At 69.0% G+C, this 14,755-nt stretch carries 17 protein-coding genes; 11 read left to right on the forward strand and 6 right to left on the reverse strand.

The features are described 5' to 3' along the window. The first annotated feature begins 84 nt into the window (after positions 1-84). From EUA98_RS18045 to EUA98_RS18085, 10 genes are all read left to right on the forward strand, one after another. Positions 85-912, forward strand: a complete 828-nt coding sequence (locus tag EUA98_RS18045) for an ABC transporter ATP-binding protein (protein WP_130104086.1) — start codon at positions 85-87, stop codon at positions 910-912. Next, on the forward strand, positions 912-3,293 hold the full coding sequence (locus EUA98_RS18050; RefSeq protein ID WP_130104087.1) for an ABC transporter permease: 2,382 nt from the start codon (positions 912-914) through the stop codon (positions 3,291-3,293). The genes EUA98_RS18045 and EUA98_RS18050 overlap by 1 nt, the downstream gene beginning before the upstream one ends. 69 nt (positions 3,294-3,362) lie before the next feature. Next, entirely contained in the window at positions 3,363-3,761 is a 399-nt protein-coding gene (locus tag EUA98_RS18055; RefSeq protein ID WP_130104088.1) for a hypothetical protein, read from the forward strand. After that, on the forward strand, positions 3,758-4,966 hold the full coding sequence (locus EUA98_RS18060) for a DUF6544 family protein (protein WP_130104089.1): 1,209 nt from the start codon (positions 3,758-3,760) through the stop codon (positions 4,964-4,966). Before EUA98_RS18055 ends, EUA98_RS18060 begins: the two co-directional genes overlap by 4 nt. Beyond that, positions 4,963-5,298: a hypothetical protein gene (locus tag EUA98_RS18065; RefSeq protein WP_130104090.1), complete on the forward strand. Its 336-nt coding sequence runs from the start codon at positions 4,963-4,965 to the stop codon at positions 5,296-5,298. The genes EUA98_RS18060 and EUA98_RS18065 overlap by 4 nt, the downstream gene beginning before the upstream one ends. A 157-nt stretch (positions 5,299-5,455) precedes the next feature. Then, positions 5,456-6,460, forward strand: a complete 1,005-nt coding sequence (locus EUA98_RS18070; protein ID WP_165372897.1) for an ABC transporter ATP-binding protein — start codon at positions 5,456-5,458, stop codon at positions 6,458-6,460. Beyond that, positions 6,457-7,269, forward strand: coding sequence for an ABC transporter permease subunit (locus EUA98_RS18075; RefSeq protein WP_130104092.1), 813 nt, complete (start codon positions 6,457-6,459; stop codon positions 7,267-7,269). Before EUA98_RS18070 ends, EUA98_RS18075 begins: the two co-directional genes overlap by 4 nt. 127 nt (positions 7,270-7,396) lie before the next feature. Further along, a complete protein-coding gene (locus EUA98_RS19910; RefSeq protein ID WP_165372898.1) occupies positions 7,397-7,534 on the forward strand; it encodes a hypothetical protein in 138 nt (45 codons plus the stop codon). Positions 7,535-7,777: 243 nt separating this feature from the next. Continuing rightward, on the forward strand, positions 7,778-8,101 hold the full coding sequence (locus EUA98_RS18080) for a DMT family transporter (RefSeq protein ID WP_130104093.1): 324 nt from the start codon (positions 7,778-7,780) through the stop codon (positions 8,099-8,101). A 1-nt stretch (position 8,102) separates the two neighbouring features. Beyond that, a complete protein-coding gene (locus EUA98_RS18085) occupies positions 8,103-8,684 on the forward strand; it encodes a TetR/AcrR family transcriptional regulator (RefSeq protein ID WP_130104094.1) in 582 nt (193 codons plus the stop codon). A gap of 26 nt (positions 8,685-8,710) precedes the next feature. On the opposite strand, the gene EUA98_RS18090 is transcribed toward EUA98_RS18085, so the two are convergent. Together EUA98_RS18090 and EUA98_RS18095 are read right to left on the reverse strand one after the other, a co-directional pair. Further along, positions 8,711-9,352 carry an NAD(P)-dependent oxidoreductase gene (locus EUA98_RS18090; RefSeq protein WP_165372899.1) on the reverse strand — a complete coding sequence of 214 codons (642 nt, stop codon included), beginning with the start codon at positions 9,350-9,352 and terminating at the stop codon, positions 8,711-8,713. Between the two features lie 57 nt (positions 9,353-9,409). After that, positions 9,410-10,276, reverse strand: a complete 867-nt coding sequence (locus EUA98_RS18095) for an NmrA family NAD(P)-binding protein (RefSeq protein WP_130104096.1) — start codon at positions 10,274-10,276, stop codon at positions 9,410-9,412. A 63-nt stretch (positions 10,277-10,339) separates the two neighbouring features. Here EUA98_RS18095 and EUA98_RS18100 point away from each other — a divergent pair, with 63 nt between their 5' ends. Continuing rightward, positions 10,340-10,774, forward strand: a complete 435-nt coding sequence (locus tag EUA98_RS18100; RefSeq protein WP_165372900.1) for a MarR family winged helix-turn-helix transcriptional regulator — start codon at positions 10,340-10,342, stop codon at positions 10,772-10,774. A 934-nt stretch (positions 10,775-11,708) separates the two neighbouring features. Here EUA98_RS18100 and EUA98_RS20495 read toward each other — a convergent pair. The 4 genes from EUA98_RS20495 to EUA98_RS18120 form a co-directional block, all read right to left on the reverse strand. Then, a complete protein-coding gene (locus EUA98_RS20495) occupies positions 11,709-12,014 on the reverse strand; it encodes an FAD-dependent oxidoreductase (protein WP_305038293.1) in 306 nt (101 codons plus the stop codon). A gap of 224 nt (positions 12,015-12,238) precedes the next feature. After that, positions 12,239-12,694, reverse strand: a complete 456-nt coding sequence (locus tag EUA98_RS18110; RefSeq protein WP_242511698.1) for a fasciclin domain-containing protein — start codon at positions 12,692-12,694, stop codon at positions 12,239-12,241. Between the two features lie 95 nt (positions 12,695-12,789). Continuing rightward, complete coding sequence (locus EUA98_RS18115; RefSeq protein WP_130104099.1) at positions 12,790-14,004, reverse strand: YihY/virulence factor BrkB family protein; 1,215 nt, start codon at positions 14,002-14,004, stop codon at positions 12,790-12,792. Continuing rightward, positions 13,997-14,644: a GAF domain-containing protein gene (locus tag EUA98_RS18120; protein ID WP_130104100.1), complete on the reverse strand. Its 648-nt coding sequence runs from the start codon at positions 14,642-14,644 to the stop codon at positions 13,997-13,999. Before EUA98_RS18120 ends, EUA98_RS18115 begins: the two co-directional genes overlap by 8 nt. Positions 14,645-14,755: the final 111 nt, after the last annotated feature.

Below are 14,755 nucleotides of genomic sequence, written 5' to 3' on the forward strand. Positions count from 1 at the left end.
TACGAGACACTCCATCAAGTCGCTCTCGCGGCCTGAACCACTCAACCCCGCGAGTCAACCAAACCCGGGGCAGTCCCGATCAGCATGACCAGCAACGTGACCACCACTCCTCGCGAGATCCCCTCCCTGACGGCCACCTCGACGTCGGTGATCGCCTCGGCACGGGGCCTGGTGAAGACCTATGGCACCGGGGACACCGCAGTGCAGGCCCTGGCGGGGATCGATGTGGACTTCGCCCGTGGGGAGCTGACCGCGATCATGGGCCCGTCCGGGTCGGGCAAGTCCACCCTTATGCACTGCATGGCCGGCCTGGACACTGTCACCGCGGGCACCGTCGTGATCGACGGCGAGGACGTCGGGTCGATGAACCAGCGCCAGCTGACCCGGCTGCGCCGGACCCGGTTGGGGTTCATATTCCAGGCGTTCAACCTCGTGCCCACCCTGACCGCGGCGGAGAACATCACCCTGCCGCTGGACATCGCCCGCCGCCCGGTCGACCGCACCCACTTCGACGCGATCGTGGCCGCCGTCGGGCTGGCCAAACGCCTGCACCACCGCCCCTCCGAGCTGTCCGGCGGGCAGCAGCAGCGCGTGGCGTGTGCCCGGGCGCTGGCCGCGCGGCCCGCGGTGATCTTCGCGGACGAACCGACCGGCAACCTCGACTCCAAGTCCTCCACCGAGCTGCTGGCGTTCTTGCGCCGCTCGGTGGACGACCTGGGCCAGTCCGTGGTCATGGTCACCCACGACCCCCGCGCCGCCGCCTACGCCCACCGGGTGCTATTCCTGGCAGACGGTCGCCTGGTCGCCGAGCTGACCAACCCGACCCAGGCCTCGGTCCTGGAGATCCTCGGGTCCCTGAGCGCCGTCGACGACGCCGCCAGCGCCCGTGAGCTCACCTCGGTCGGCGCCTGATGGGCCGCGTCGCGCTGCGCGGGATCCGCGCACACCTGGTCCGGTTCCTGCTGTCCGTCCTGGCCGTCACCCTCGGGGTCGCGTTCGTGGCCGGCACGTTCTCGCTGCGCACCATGATGAGCTCCACGTTCGACGGGATCGTGGACTCCTCCATGCCCGCCGACACGTACGTGCGCGGCGCCGAGCCGGCCGCCGGGCTGAGCACGACCGGCACCACGGGCGAAACCCGAAACACCATCCCGGCCGCCCTCGCTGGCACGATCGCGGGCGTGGATGGCGTGGACAAGGCGTTCGCGGACATCTCCGGGCCGATCGTGCTGGTCGGCGCGGACGGCACCGCGGTGCAGTCCACCCAGTCGCCGAGCTTCGCGATGGCCCTGTACCCCGACGACTCCACGGTGAAGGTCGTGACCGGCCGCGCACCGGCCGGGCCGGGCGAGATCGCGCTGGAGTCTGCGACCCTGGCCTCCTCCGGGCTGTCCGTGGGCGAGCAGACCAGCACCGTGGTGGCCGGGCAGATCCAAGATGTGCAGGTCGTCGGCGAGGTGTCCTTCGGGGCCCCGGCAGCCGGAGCCACCATCGTCTACGTCGATGTGGCGACCGCGACCGCGGCGTTCGTGGCGACGTTCATGCTGATCTTCGCCGGAATCTCCCTGTTCGTGGGGGCGTTCATCATCTCCAACACGTTCTCCATGTCGGTGCGCGAGCGGATGCGCGAGTTCGCCCTGCTGCGCGCCATCGGCGCCTCCCCCATCCAGGTGTTCGCCTCCATCCTGACCCAGGCCGCCGTGGTGGGTCTGGCCGGGTCCGCCCTCGGGATCGCCGCCGGGCTGGGCCTGGTCTCACTGCTGCGCATCGGCTTCGAGATGGTCGGCATGGACCTGTCCGGGTCCATCCCACTGGACACCTCCACCGTGGTCATCTCGCTGCTCATCGGCACCGTCGTCAGCGTCATCGCCGCCGCCCTGCCGGCCCGCCGCGCCGCATTGACCGCTCCGGTCGAGGCCATGCGGGAGGCCACCGCGACCGAGAAGTCTCTGCGCACCCGCACGATCGCCGGGCTGCTCGTCGTCGTGCCGGGTGTGGCCGGGCTGATCTCGGCCCTGGTCGCACCAGAGACCAACGGCGAGACGCTCCTCGGCCTCGGCGCGCTCGCTCTGGTCGTCGGGGTGCTGCTCCTGGCCCCCGTGATCGCCCGGCACACCCTGGGCGTGCTGGCCGCGGTGTTCGTCACCGGGGTCAAGCCGCTGGGCCGCCTGGCCCGCGGCAACGTGATCCGCCACCCCCGGCGCACCGCGAACACCGCCGGCGCACTGATGATCGGCATGGCCCTGGTCGGGGCCGTCTCGGTCCTGGCCGCCTCCGCCACCGCCTCCACGAAGTCCATCGTCGACGCCGGGTGGACCTCGGACTTCTCCGTGCAATCCGCCACCGGCAGCGTGCCGCTCGGCGCCGTCGCGGACGTCCGCGGCCTCGACTCGGTCGCCGCGCTCGACGTGCTCAGCTACGGACCGGCCATCGCAGCCGGACCGGGCGAGACCGCCTCGCCCGACAGCCCGACCATGGTCGTCGGGATCGCTCCGGCCGCGTTCACCCGCAGCGTCGCCATCGACACCGTCGCCGGCTCGCTCGACACCCTCGCCGACGGCCAGATCGCCGTCAAGAACGACACCGCCACCGAACGCGGCTGGTCGCTCGGCGACCAGATGACGTTCACCACCGCCACAGCCACCACCACCGCCCGGATCGGCGCGATCGTCGACACCCAGCTGATCGGCTCCCCGATCATCGCCTCCGACGACCTGCTCGCCCAGGTCGTCGAACCCGCCCAGACCACCATCGAGGACCTCCTGATCACCGCAGCACCCGGCACGACACCGGCCGCGCTGCGTGCCGACCTCGTCGGCGTCGCCGCCCCCTACGTCGTGCTCTCCGTGCTCGACTCCGAGGACTTCGCCGCCGCGCTAGCCGACCAGGTCAACGAGATCCTGGTGATCTTGTACGCGCTGCTGGGGTTGTCGATCGTGATCGCGGTCCTCGGCATCGTCAACACGTTGGCGCTGTCCGTGATCGAACGGACCCGGGAGATCGGCCTCATGCGCGCCGTCGGCCTGGGCCGGCTCCAGCTCGCCGGGATCATCACCATCGAGAGTGTCCTGACCGCCGTGTTCGGCACCGTCGTCGGCGTCGCCCTCGGGGTGGCCGTAGCGGCGGCACTTCCCGGAGTGTTCACCGGAGTCGGCCTCACGACACTCGCGATCCCGTGGGCGCAGCTCGCCGGGATGGTGGCCCTGGCCGCCGCCGTCGGGGTCTTGGCCGCACTGTGGCCCGCGTCCCGCGCCGCCCGCCTGCCCGTCCTCGACGCCGTGTCCTCCGACTGAGGCCCCCCGATGGCGACCACCATCCCCAGCGCAACCCACCAGAACCCCGAGGCGCACACCATGCCAGCCATGCGACGAACCGTCGTCGGACTCCACCTGTTCAACGCGGTCTCGGCAGTGGGCGGCGGGATCGCCCTGGTCGCCGGCGGCCTCGGGGTGCCCACCACCCTGCTCCGGCACACCCCGTTCGAGTCGTTCGTCGTGCCCGGGATCTTCCTCGCCGCGATCATCGGCGGCAGCGCGACGATCGGGGCCACCGCCCTGATGGCCGACTGGAGGCGGGCAACGGTCATCAGCGCGGCAGCGGGCGCCGTCATGGTCGGCTGGATCGCCGGTGAGACCGTCCTCGTCGAGGGCTTCAGCTGGCTCCAGGGCCTGTACCTGTTCACCGGAGCGATCGCCGTGGTCGCCTCGATCCGCCTATCCCAGGAGGAGCGGTCCCCCACCCACCAGGAGGTGCTCCGATGAGGACTGTGATGCGACGGTTCGTCGTCGTGGTGGTGGTCGGGCATGGCCTGATCCACCTGCTCGGCGCGGCCAAGGGACTGGGCTGGGCTGAGGTGGACGCCCTGCCCGAACCGATCAGCCCGACCATGGGTCTCGCTTGGCTGACCGCTGCGGCGGCGATCGTGGCCACCGGGGTGCTGCTCGCCGCCCGCAACCGCCGGTGGTGGGTGGTCGGCAGCCTCGCCGTGGTGGTCTCCCAAGCCGTGATCGTCACGTCGTGGGACGACGCCCGGACCGGCACGGCGGCGAATCTCCTGCTCCTGGCCGCACTGGGATACACCTTCGCCTCCCACGGTCCGGCAAGCTACCGCGCCGAGTACCAGCGCCGAACCGCCGTCGCGCTCGGCGAACCCCACCCCGAAACGGGCGCGGGGGCCGTGGTGACCGAGGCCGACCTGGCCCACCTGCCGGACCTGGTCGCCGAGTACGTCCGCCGGTCTGGGGCCCTCGGCCAGCCCCGCGTGGTGTCCGTCCACGCCCGCATCCACGGCCGGATCCGCTCCGGTCCGAAGGCGCGCTGGATGACGTATACCGGCGAGCAGGTCAACACGTTCGGTCCCGCGCCCAGCCGACTGTTCTGGATGGACGCCACCATGTTCGGCCTGCCGGTCGACGTCCTGCACGTCCTGGTCGGCCCGACCGCGACCATGCGCGTCAAGGTGTGCTCGGTGGTGCCGATGGTCAACGCCGCAGGTCCCGACATGGACCGGGCCGAGACCGTGACCCTGTTCAACGACCTGTGCATCCTGGCCCCCGCAGCCCTTGTCGACGCACCGATCACCTGGCAACCCCTCGACGACCACCACGTGCGCGGCGTGTTCACCAACGGCACGCAGACCGTCACCGCCGACCTCACCTTCGACGACGGCGACCTGGTCGACTTCGTCTCCGACGACCGGATGAGCACCACCCTCGACGGCGCCACCACCCCACAGCGCTGGTCGACGCCTGTGCGCGACTACGCCCGCCTCGGCACCCGGCGCCTGGCCACCTACGGGGAGGGCTGCTGGCACACCACTAGCCCCGAGGGCGAGTTTGCTTACCTCGAGTACCACCTCGACGCCATCACCTACAACCCGGAGACCACACAGATCGACCCGACTGACCACGCAAGGAGGACACAGCCCCAGGCCATCGACGGACCGAAGCAAGGCTGGCGCTCATGAGCCGCGATCCCATCATCATCCCTGACGAGCCTCTCGCCCGGGTCGTGCCACCCGCGCAGGTCAGGATCGACTTCCAACTCATCACCGCCGCACCCCGCCAGGAGAGCGACCGCGCTGAGGGCCGACCGGGTCGGAGCCGTCGTGGGCGTCGCTCGCGGGTCGCCGGGGCGGCGGCGATGCCCGGAGTGTTCGCCGGAGTCGGCCGCACCACGCTCGCGATCCCGTGGGCCCAGCTCGCCGCGATGGCCTCCGTGGTCGGCGTCCTGGCCGCACTGTGGCCCGCCTCGCGCGCCGCCCGCCTGCCCGCGCTCGACTCCGCCACCTCAGATTGAGGCACAACATGACCGCTCGAACCGGCACAGACCATCGGACTGCCCAGCTGCGACCTGATCGACCCAAGGAGGTGTGCCGATCCGCACCAGGCCTGATGAACTGGGCCAACGCACCCGGTGGCGTCCCATTCGTCAACTTGAAGGGCGCACCAACCTCGTGACCGCACTGCAGCGCCCGACCCAGGCGACCGCCGTCGTCGTCCCCGCCTTCGATCCAGGGGGCGGGTCCGAGCCCACCGTGGTAGCGGCGGGCCTGACGAAGCTGTTCGGGAGCCGCGAGGTCGTCTCGGACCTGTCGCTCCACGTGTCCACCGGTCGCGCTTTCGGACTGCTTGGGCCCAACGGGGCCGGCAAGACCACCACGGTGCGGCTACTGACCGGCCTGCTGACGCCGACTCGCGGCGAGGTGACACTTTTCGGCGAGACCCTGACACGGTCCAACGCCGACGCGCTGCGGGCCAGGATCGGGGTACAGACCGACACGAGCCTGTACGAGTCGCTCAGCGTGCGCGACAACCTGCGGTTCTGGGGCGAGCTGCACGGCCTCGCCACCCCCACCATCGAGCGGCGGACCGGCGAGGTCCTCGACGTCCTGGGTCTGTCCGATCGCGTCGACTCGCTGGTCGGCGAGCTCAGCAAGGGGATGCGGCAAAAGCTCTCGGTCGGGCGCGCCGTGCTCCACGAACCCGACCTGCTCTTCCTCGACGAACCGACCGCCGGCCTCGACCCGGAGGCCTCCGCTGACCTGATCGACTACCTCCACGAGATGATCCGCACCCTGCACACCACGGTGATCATCTGTACCCACCAGCTTCAGGGGCTCGAGGCGCTCTGCGACGACATCGGCATCCTCAAGAACGGCTCCCTGATCGTCGTCGGTGAGGTCCGGCAGCTGCTGCACCGACGCTGGCCCGAGCAGCGGTACCTGCTCACGGTCGACGGCGACCTGGCCGTCGCCGAGCAGACCGTCGCCTCGGTCGTCGGCGGACCGGTCGAGATCGCCGACGGCAACCTGCGTTTTTGCGTGACGCAGGAGGAGTCCATCTCGCTCGTGGTGGCCGCACTGGTCCGCAACGAGTTGCAGATCCGCGCCGTGATCCCCCAGCAGCCGACGATCCAGGACCTCTACTTCGACACGATCAACAACGGGACGACGCCATGATCAACCGTCAGCGAGTCTGGGCCGTGATGCGCAAGGACTGGCGCGAGCTCGCGCGCAACAAGCAGGCGGTGGCCCCGCTGGTCATCATTCCGCTGATGCTCGCCGTGCTCCTTCCGGCGGCCATCATCATCCTGGGCAACAACGCCGTGCTCGCGTCGTCGATCAACGGCCTGCAGGGGTTCCTGGACCACCTGCCGGATCGGGTCGTGCCCGCCACTTACTCCACGGCCCAGACCGTGGTCTACGCCGTCATCGTCTACTTCATGGCCCCGTTCTTCCTCATCATCCCGGTGATGGTTGCGAGCATCACCGGGAGCTCCAGCTTCGTTGGAGAGAAGGAGCGTCGCACCATCGAGGGGCTGCTCTACACGCCGATCACCGACCGCGAGCTCGTGCTGGCCAAGGTGCTCGTCTCGGTGATTCCGTCGGTGCTGCTCAGCTGGGTCTCGTTCGTGGTCTACACGGTCCTGGTCAATGCCCTCGGGGCGCCGCTCATGGGCGGTCTGTTCTTCCCGACCTGGACGTGGGCGATCCTCATCGTCGCACTGGTCCCGCTCCTCGCCTTTCTGGCGACCTGCCTCATCGTGGCCATGTCCGGGCGGTCCACGACGGTGCAGGATGCCCAGGGCTCGGCGGTGCTGATCATCCTCCCGGTCGTCGCCCTCGTCGTCGGTCAGGCGACCGGGCTGCTGCTCTTCGACGTCTCCATCGCATTGCTCGCGTCGGCCGCCCTCCTGGTGATCGACGTCGCAGTCTTCGCTGCGACGGCGGGCCGCTTCCAGCGCGAACGCATCATCACGCGTCTTTAGCATGGACGAGCCTAAGCCGCATCGACCGCCGGATCAGAGTCCACGGATCATGCCCGCCGACTCAACTCGATCAGGTTGACCACCGATCGCAAGCCGCCTCGCACGCAAGGTCGAACAGAGAGGGGGCATGGCCGTGGCTCAGGTGACCAGCTACGACGAGCAGAAGCGCCGCGTCTGGGCTGGGCGCGCCGACGCCTACGCCTACGCGCAGACGTTCGGCCTCTTGTGCGCGCACCCCATCGAGCAGCTCCTCGACGCGGTATGAGTGTCCCGCGGAGTGCGTGTCCTTGACGCTGGGACCTGCACGGGTGGCGTACCAGCCGATCCCGATGCTCGTGCTCGCTGATGACGGGCTCGCCCACGCGATCGAATCGGCGGTCCGCGACTCCGGCGTCACCGACGTCAAGGTGGGCAGCTTCCCTGCCGGAGTGCCCCTGGTTGCTTGCCATTCCAGTACACCCGTGCCATATTACTGGTACACCCGTACCAGAATGAAAGGAGCCCGACTGTGGCTCGGGCACTCGTGATCATCGCCGGCTTGTTCGAGACCGGCTTCGCACTGTCCCTCAAGGCGAGCGACGGCTTCAGTCGTCCGGTGCCCAGCGCGCTGTTCGTTGTGTTCGCGGCGGCCAGCTTCACCCTGCTGTCACTTGCTCTGCGCACGCTCCCCGTCGGATCGGCCTATGCGGTCTGGACAGGCATCGGGGCCGTCGGCACCGCCGTTGCAGGAATGCTCTTCTTCGGGGAGTCGACCGAGGTCCTCAAGCTCGTCTCCATCGTGCTCATCGTGGCGGGTGTGGTCGGTCTGCAACTGACGAGCACAGCGCACTGACATGGCATCGGACGATGTGCCGCGGTACGCCCGCGGCGCACAGCGGCGACTCGCACTCATCGAAGCAGCAGCGAACCTCCTCCTCGAGCAGGGGCTGGCCGCGCTGAGCCACCGGGCCGTCGCCGCACGGGCAGGGTTGCCGCTGGCGTCCACGACCTACTACTTCGACTCCGCTGACGACCTGTGCGACCAGGCCCTGCAGCACCTCGCGCAAGGATGGGCGACTCGCGCCGGCGCGGTCGTCGACGCGCTGCCGGCGACAATCGATCGCGCGCAAGCGTCCCAGGCGATCGTGCGCATCATGGGTGGCGACGCCTCGAGCGAGCAGATGCTGCTGGTGCACGAGCGCTATCTCGATGCCGGCCGCCACCACAGACTGCGCCCTGTGGTGGCGACGTGGAACAACCGGCTCAAAGGCCTCGTCCACACCGTTCTGGTCCGCACCTCACTCCCCGCCGACGACGACACCGCCGCCCTGGTGCTCGCCGTGGCCGACGGGGCAGCAGTGACCGCCCTCGCCGAAGGAGTCCCACCTCGCGACGCCGTCGCGGCAGCACTGCACCGGATCCTCTCCCTGCTCTGAGTGTGGCCACGCGGCCTCAGCAGCAGTCAGGCTCTGGGGGTCGCGACGAAGGGTGCCTGGCGCGGGTGAAGGTCGCGCTCGACGACGTCGATCAGGAACCCGCCGAGATCGGCCCGAGTGATCTTGGTCGACCGGGTCGAGCGGTGGGCGTCGTGCTCAAGCGGGCGGGTGCTCGCGGGGCCGTCGACCAGACGCGGGGGGCGCACCAGGGTCCAGTCGAGGTCGGAGGCGGCCCACGCGGCGTACTCGGCGGGCTTGTCCTTGACGACGGCGCCACCGAGCAACTGGATCAACGCGGAGATGACCTTGTTGGCGGCGGACTTGCGATCACCCGGCACATCGATCCCGGCGCCCGAGACCCCGACGAACCGGCGCGGACCGGTGCGCGCCATGATCGCGATCAATGCATCGGCGGTGCGGGTGTGCAGGTCCCCTTCCTTGCTCGTGGGTCCCAGTGCGGACACCACCGCGTCCACTCCGGTGAGCAGGTCGGTCAGGGCCTCGGGTTCGGTCGCGTCGCCGACCACGACACGAACGGCTGCCCGGGTCCGGGAGTCCAGCTTGTCCGGGTCACGAACCAGTGCGGTCACGTCGTGGCCGCGTCCGAGGGCAGCGGCCAGCACATGCGTGCCGGTACGTCCGGTAGCACCGATCAGAGCGAGCTTCACGATCTTCTCCTTCACGAGCAGGGCCAAGCGAGGTCGATGGCGGCGCGGAAGCGGACTTCACACGGTGGGGATCACCGGGTCGGGATTCCAGACGGCTCGTTCGCGATAGGCGAACTCGGCGAAGTCGATCGGGTCGCGCCCGAGCACCGTGCGCACGTCATCGCTCAGCCCGGCCGCCATGCCCAGGCGCGCCGTGGTGTAGATGGCCGAGGTGACCGCGACCATGCCCCACCCCATGCCCAGGTTCTGGCGGGCGTGCCGGGCGTACCGAAGCACCCCCGGTCGGGCGTACCGGATCGGGCGGCCGAGCTCGGCGGTCAGGATTCGGGCGACCTCGTCGTATGTCAGCGCCTCTGGACCCGTGATGGTCCAGGCGGTGTTGCGGTGCGCGGCCGGGTCGAGCAACGCCGCGGCGGCGACCGCTCCGACGTCGTCGGCGTCCACGAACGCCGTCGCCCCACGCCCGGCCGGCACCACGATCTCGTTGCGGTCCCGCACGTCGGACACGTGGGTCGTGGACAGGTTCTGGTGGAAGAACGACGCCCGCACGAACGTCCAATCCATGCCCGACGCACGCAACCACTTCTCCACGGCCGCGTGCGGCACGACCTTGTTCGTCTGCGCGCCCTGCAACGACAAGAACACCACGTGGCGCACACCCGCATCTCGGGCCGCGGAGACCGCGGGCACCAGGTCGCGCTTGACGTTGCCGACCGCCGGTGGGCGCACCAGGAACATCGACTCGACCCCCGCGAACGCCTGCGCCCAGGTCGCGGGGTCGGTGAAGTCGAAGTCCACCGTCCCCGGCCCGCCCGGCCCGCCGGGGCGTTGCGCCCGCCGCACGTCGGCCCCGGCCGCGTCCAGCGCCCGCACGACGGCGCCCCCGACGTTCCCACTCGCTCCGGTCACCAGGATCGCCGCCATGGCCTCGTCCTACCTTCTGCTCACACGTGCACAGTACATACATCTTGCATGTACGATACATCAATGATGACGAACTCCGCGTCGGACCTGGAACTCATGGATCAAGCACTCCTGCGACTGCGGCATTTCTTCGACGCACCCGCGATCCTCACCGACACCGGCACCCGCGTCGAGCTCTCCACCCTGCTCGTCCTGGAAGCCGTCGCCCGATCCGGCTCCTCGGCGAGCGTCCGCGAGATCGCCGACCAGCTCGACGTCGCCCACTCCACCGCCAGCAGGCTCGTCACCCGAGCCGAGAACGCCGGGATGATCGCGCGTGCCACCTCCACGACCGACCGACGAGAAACCGTTATCGAGACCACCGCGGTCGGCCACGACTTTCGCCGACGAGCCAGCGCCTATCGCCTCGACCGCCTCGTGGCCCTGACCTCAGGGTGGACCCAGGACGAGCGGGCCACCTTCGCCAGCTTCCTCGACCGCTTCTCCGCCGCCGTGTAGACCCGCACTCAACCGACCCTCAAACGAACAAAGCGACTTTCGGTGCGTGAAGCGGGAGATGGCCCCGGCGCCGTACCAGCGGGTGTCGACGTGTGGGTGGGCTACGAGTACCACCGGCCGGAGACAGTTGTGATTTGCCTGGCCAACCCGTGGATCAACAGGGACTTCGGGCGGGACCTCCCACTGCTGCGCCCGGGGCCAAGTCGACGCCCTGATCGGATCTCCGCGCAAGCCTGACCCTGTGACCTGCGTGCTCGCCGCTCGAGGGTTGATTTGAACCTGCGAGCGCCCATTGTCTCAACGAGAACTTCGGCACTCACCGAGCTTCGCGGCGAGCCTCTCACCTGCACAAACGCGCTAGGCACGATGCGCTCAGGAATTGCTTCTGCCACGTTCTTTCCCTGTTATTGCCCCGTGACACCAAGAGCCCAGGTCAGAAATTGCTTCTGACCTGGGCTTTTGTCGGGCTGACAGGATTTGAACCTGCGACCCCCTGCAAGGATCAATCCCAATTCGTATGGGTCCGACCCTGGCCGACTATGTCCGAAATGGGCCGATGACCTGGGCTTTTGCTTCTACGGGCGAACTGTCGAGGCTTGAAAGAGACCGGTCGGGACCGAGGGTTTTTGCCCCGTAAATGCCGCGTGAATCCCTCTCCCCGGACGAGCCCCAACTTGGTCCGGGCGGCCAAGGCGACCTTCCAGAACAGACCTTCCCAACCGAGTGTACCGACAGCGAGCCATCACGCCGGAGCGACGTTTCGGGCTCGGGTCACGACGATCCCGGCGGCACACGCTTCGCCGCCGGAACCACGCGCGCCGCTCCGCCAACTGAGCACCGCAATCAACTTCGGAGCCACTGCTGCGGCGTCGCGGCCGGTGCAGTCGCGACGCCGGCCCCTGCTCAGGCGAGCCCGTAGGGCAGGTTGCCAAGTTCACGGCAGGTACCTCGACGCCGAAGTCGCCGGCTGTCCGAGCATCTTGCAGCACCCGAACTGTGCGGGCCAGTTGGCCGAGTCGGCACGCAGCCCGTGTTCACACAGGCCCCCCACTCGTGCCGCCTCCACGAGCACCGTTCGCGCGCCAATCTCGGCTGTCCGCACCGCGGCGCTCACCCCCGCAGGACCCGCGCCGATCACGACGACGTCGTAGGTCCTTGGGGTGCTGGCTCGAGCCGGCCGGCTGGGGCCAGTCGCGAGCCAGACCGTCTTTTCGACGGAGCCGGTCTTGATGCCGGTCATCGTTGTCTCCATGAAACGACAAGGCTCTATTGCCGGTCCTCCGCCTGCGCGACCTGGCCCGCGAGAGCGAAGAACGTGGGCGCCCACAACCCAATGAAGATGCCGAACCGCTCCGCGTGCGGGATGTCTCCGGAGCGTCACTGGAGATGCCGAGCTTGTTCATCTGCTGCACGAGCATGGAATCCTCCTCAGATCAGGAATGGGTTTTCGAAGGCTCACGCTGGTCAGGGCATGAGGACTGCGTCGATGACGTGGATGACCCCGTTGCTGGCTTCGATGTCGGTCTGGGTGACGTTGACCGTGTTGCCCTTCGCGTCGGTCAACGAGACCGTGCTGCCGTCGACGTTCACGGTGATCTCGGCACCGTTGACGGTCGCGACCTTCTGGCCGTCGAGTGCGAGGACGTCGGCGGCCATGACCTTTCCGGGTACGACGTGGTAGGTCAGGATGCTCGTGAGGTCACCAGTGGGGTCCGCGAGGAGCGCGTCGAGAGTGCCCGCCGGGAGCGCGGCGAAGGCCTCATCGGTGGGGGCGAATACCGTGAAGGGTCCCTCGCCTTTGAGCGTGTCGACCAGTCCGGCCGCGGTGAGCGCGGTGGCAAGCGTCGTGAAGTCCCCTGCAGCGACCGCGGTGTCGACGACGTCCTTCTCCGTCATCGCGTCCGGGCTCGCCGCCTCCATCGGTGTCTCCACGGTTGTGGCGGCCGAGGTGGCCGGCTCGGCCGTGTCAGTGCTGCTGCAAGCGGCAGTTGTTGCGAGGGCAAGGGAGAGTACGGCTACCAGCGAAAATTGGCGGCGCATCGGGAGGACCTTTCGACGAGGGGCGATCTTCTTGCCACCTCTACGAGCTCAACCGCTTCCGCAGATGCACCCGCGCCCAACTGAGGGAACCGGAGAACGTGACCGGCGTCAGGATGCAGTCGAGGCTGTCGTGGTGGCCGCAGTACTGGGTGGGGGGGGTTAGCGGTCCATGCTGCGGCGAGGAGCACGATGCGTGCGATGAGATTGATCCAGATCAGTAGCGTGACCAGTACAGCGAACGAGGCGAGCAGCGCGTTGTCGCCGGCGCTGCCGGCCACGACACTCGTGCCGAGGACCCGCACTGCGCCGATGCCGACCGCGGCGATCGCCGCCCCGCGACGCAGGTCCCGCGTTGGGGGGTGCAATCCGGCCAGGACGACGACGATCAGGGCGAAGATCCCTGCGTCCACGACGAACGCGACCACGATCCCCAAAATGCGTACAACCGCTCCCGCTGCCTGACTCAGGCCCACGAGTTCGAGAAGCCAACTGGCCGCCGTCGTCACCACGAGGCTGAGCACGGCCGAGATGAGTACGGCCAGCGCCATCTCGGCGAAACCTGCCAGCTCGCGGAGCTTGCCGTGCACGGCGTTCCCGCCGACGCCGTTCGCACCGAACATTGCCCTGACCGCGGTGCGCAGCGCGGCCATCGCGTTGAGCAGCAGGACGACGACCGCGATCACGCCCGCAACGTTCAGTCCCGCGCTCACCACGAGCTTGTCGGGTTCGAGCAGACCGTTGCCGTCGCCGGTGTCGATGAGTCCGGGCAGCGACGTCGCCAGGGTGTTGAGCACGTCCTGGCGCAGCGCGGTGTTGGATCCGAGGATCGCCATGAAGACCGTGAAGCCGATCGTCAGGCCGGCGAAGACGGAGAACAGGGCGCTGTACGCGATCCCTCCGGTGAGCACGCCACCGCCGGCCGAACCGAAGCGGGCGTTGGCGCGCGCGGCCCGGGTTCGCTGCCACCACGCCAGCGCGGCCTTGACCCGGGCGACCAGAGCAGCTGGCCTGCTGGGGTCGTCGACCCTGACTGCCGGATCGACGCGCGCGGCCGCGGCGAGGTGCGCCGAACCCGCCCCGGTCGGGACGGTGGCGTCGTTGGCGGGCGCACTTGCGCCGGCTGGTTTCCTCCGGGGACCCTGCGATCTACCGACCGCGGGGCTCGACCCGGCGGCACCACCGTCATGCACCGCTTTTCACCGGTAGTGCGTGCCCCTCGCCGGAATCGTCGTGCTCACTACGCCGGTTCTCGAGCCGAAGCTCCAGGTCGTTCATGACGATGGCGGCGAGGTCTTCCAGGGTCGTGAGGTCATGGGCGTCGAGGGTGCGCGGCTCGCGGTCCAGGATGCACAAGGTCCCCAGGTTGAAGCCGTCGTGGGTGCGCAGCGGGATGCCGGCGTAGAACCTCAGGCCGAAATCGCCGGCCACCAGCGGGTTCGACAGCGCACGCAGGTCGACCGCCGCGTCCTCGATGATCCACGGGCCCTCGTGCAGGATGGCCGACGCGCACAGGCCCCCGTCCCGGTCGAGCTGGTCGATCTCGACCCCGGGGTGAGACTTGAACCAGATCCGGTCGTGGTCGACGATGCTCACGATGGCGATCGGCACGTCGAAGAGCCGGACGGCGAGCGCGGTGATCCGGTCGAAAGCACCGTCCGGTGGGCTGTCCAGGATGTCGTAGCGGTGCACGGCGGCCATCCTGGCGACCTCGTTCGCCGGGATGATCGACGGGGTCGCTCGGCGCCGTCCCTTGCCCGAGGTGCTGATCTCCCGCAGCGCCCGGGCTGTCTCACCGGCGGTCGGCCGAGCTGTGGGCTCGGTCGCTGTCATCGCTTCGAGCAACCGGGACCATTGGGGATCTAGTTGTTCTGGCTCATGACGTTGGTGACGCCTGCGTGGAGGCGTGAGGCCGGGGGCTGGTTCCCGATGGCAGTGTGGGCT

This window comes from Pengzhenrongella frigida (genome assembly GCF_004168625.1).
In the GTDB taxonomy this organism is placed as follows: domain Bacteria; phylum Actinomycetota; class Actinomycetes; order Actinomycetales; family Cellulomonadaceae; genus Pengzhenrongella; species Pengzhenrongella frigida.

Bases quoted from the DNA above. Each gene is read 5' to 3' on its own strand.
- EUA98_RS18045 (WP_130104086.1), top strand. From the start codon at position 85: ATGACCAGCAACGTGACCACCACTCCTCGCGAGATCCCCTCCCTGACG.
- EUA98_RS18050 (WP_130104087.1), top strand. From the start codon at position 912: ATGGGCCGCGTCGCGCTGCGCGGGATCCGCGCACACCTGGTCCGGTTC.
- EUA98_RS18055 (WP_130104088.1), top strand. From the start codon at position 3,363: ATGCGACGAACCGTCGTCGGACTCCACCTGTTCAACGCGGTCTCGGCA.
- EUA98_RS18060 (WP_130104089.1), top strand. From the start codon at position 3,758: ATGAGGACTGTGATGCGACGGTTCGTCGTCGTGGTGGTGGTCGGGCAT.
- EUA98_RS18065 (WP_130104090.1), top strand. From the start codon at position 4,963: ATGAGCCGCGATCCCATCATCATCCCTGACGAGCCTCTCGCCCGGGTC.
- EUA98_RS18075 (WP_130104092.1), top strand. From the start codon at position 6,457: ATGATCAACCGTCAGCGAGTCTGGGCCGTGATGCGCAAGGACTGGCGC.
- EUA98_RS19910 (WP_165372898.1), top strand. From the start codon at position 7,397: ATGGCCGTGGCTCAGGTGACCAGCTACGACGAGCAGAAGCGCCGCGTC.
- EUA98_RS18085 (WP_130104094.1), top strand. From the start codon at position 8,103: ATGGCATCGGACGATGTGCCGCGGTACGCCCGCGGCGCACAGCGGCGA.
- EUA98_RS18095 (WP_130104096.1), bottom strand. From the start codon at position 10,276: ATGGCGGCGATCCTGGTGACCGGAGCGAGTGGGAACGTCGGGGGCGCC.
- EUA98_RS18100 (WP_165372900.1), top strand. From the start codon at position 10,340: ATGATGACGAACTCCGCGTCGGACCTGGAACTCATGGATCAAGCACTC.
- EUA98_RS20495 (WP_305038293.1), bottom strand. From the start codon at position 12,014: ATGACCGGCATCAAGACCGGCTCCGTCGAAAAGACGGTCTGGCTCGCG.
- EUA98_RS18110 (WP_242511698.1), bottom strand. From the start codon at position 12,694: ATGGAGGCGGCGAGCCCGGACGCGATGACGGAGAAGGACGTCGTCGAC.
- EUA98_RS18120 (WP_130104100.1), bottom strand. From the start codon at position 14,644: ATGACAGCGACCGAGCCCACAGCTCGGCCGACCGCCGGTGAGACAGCC.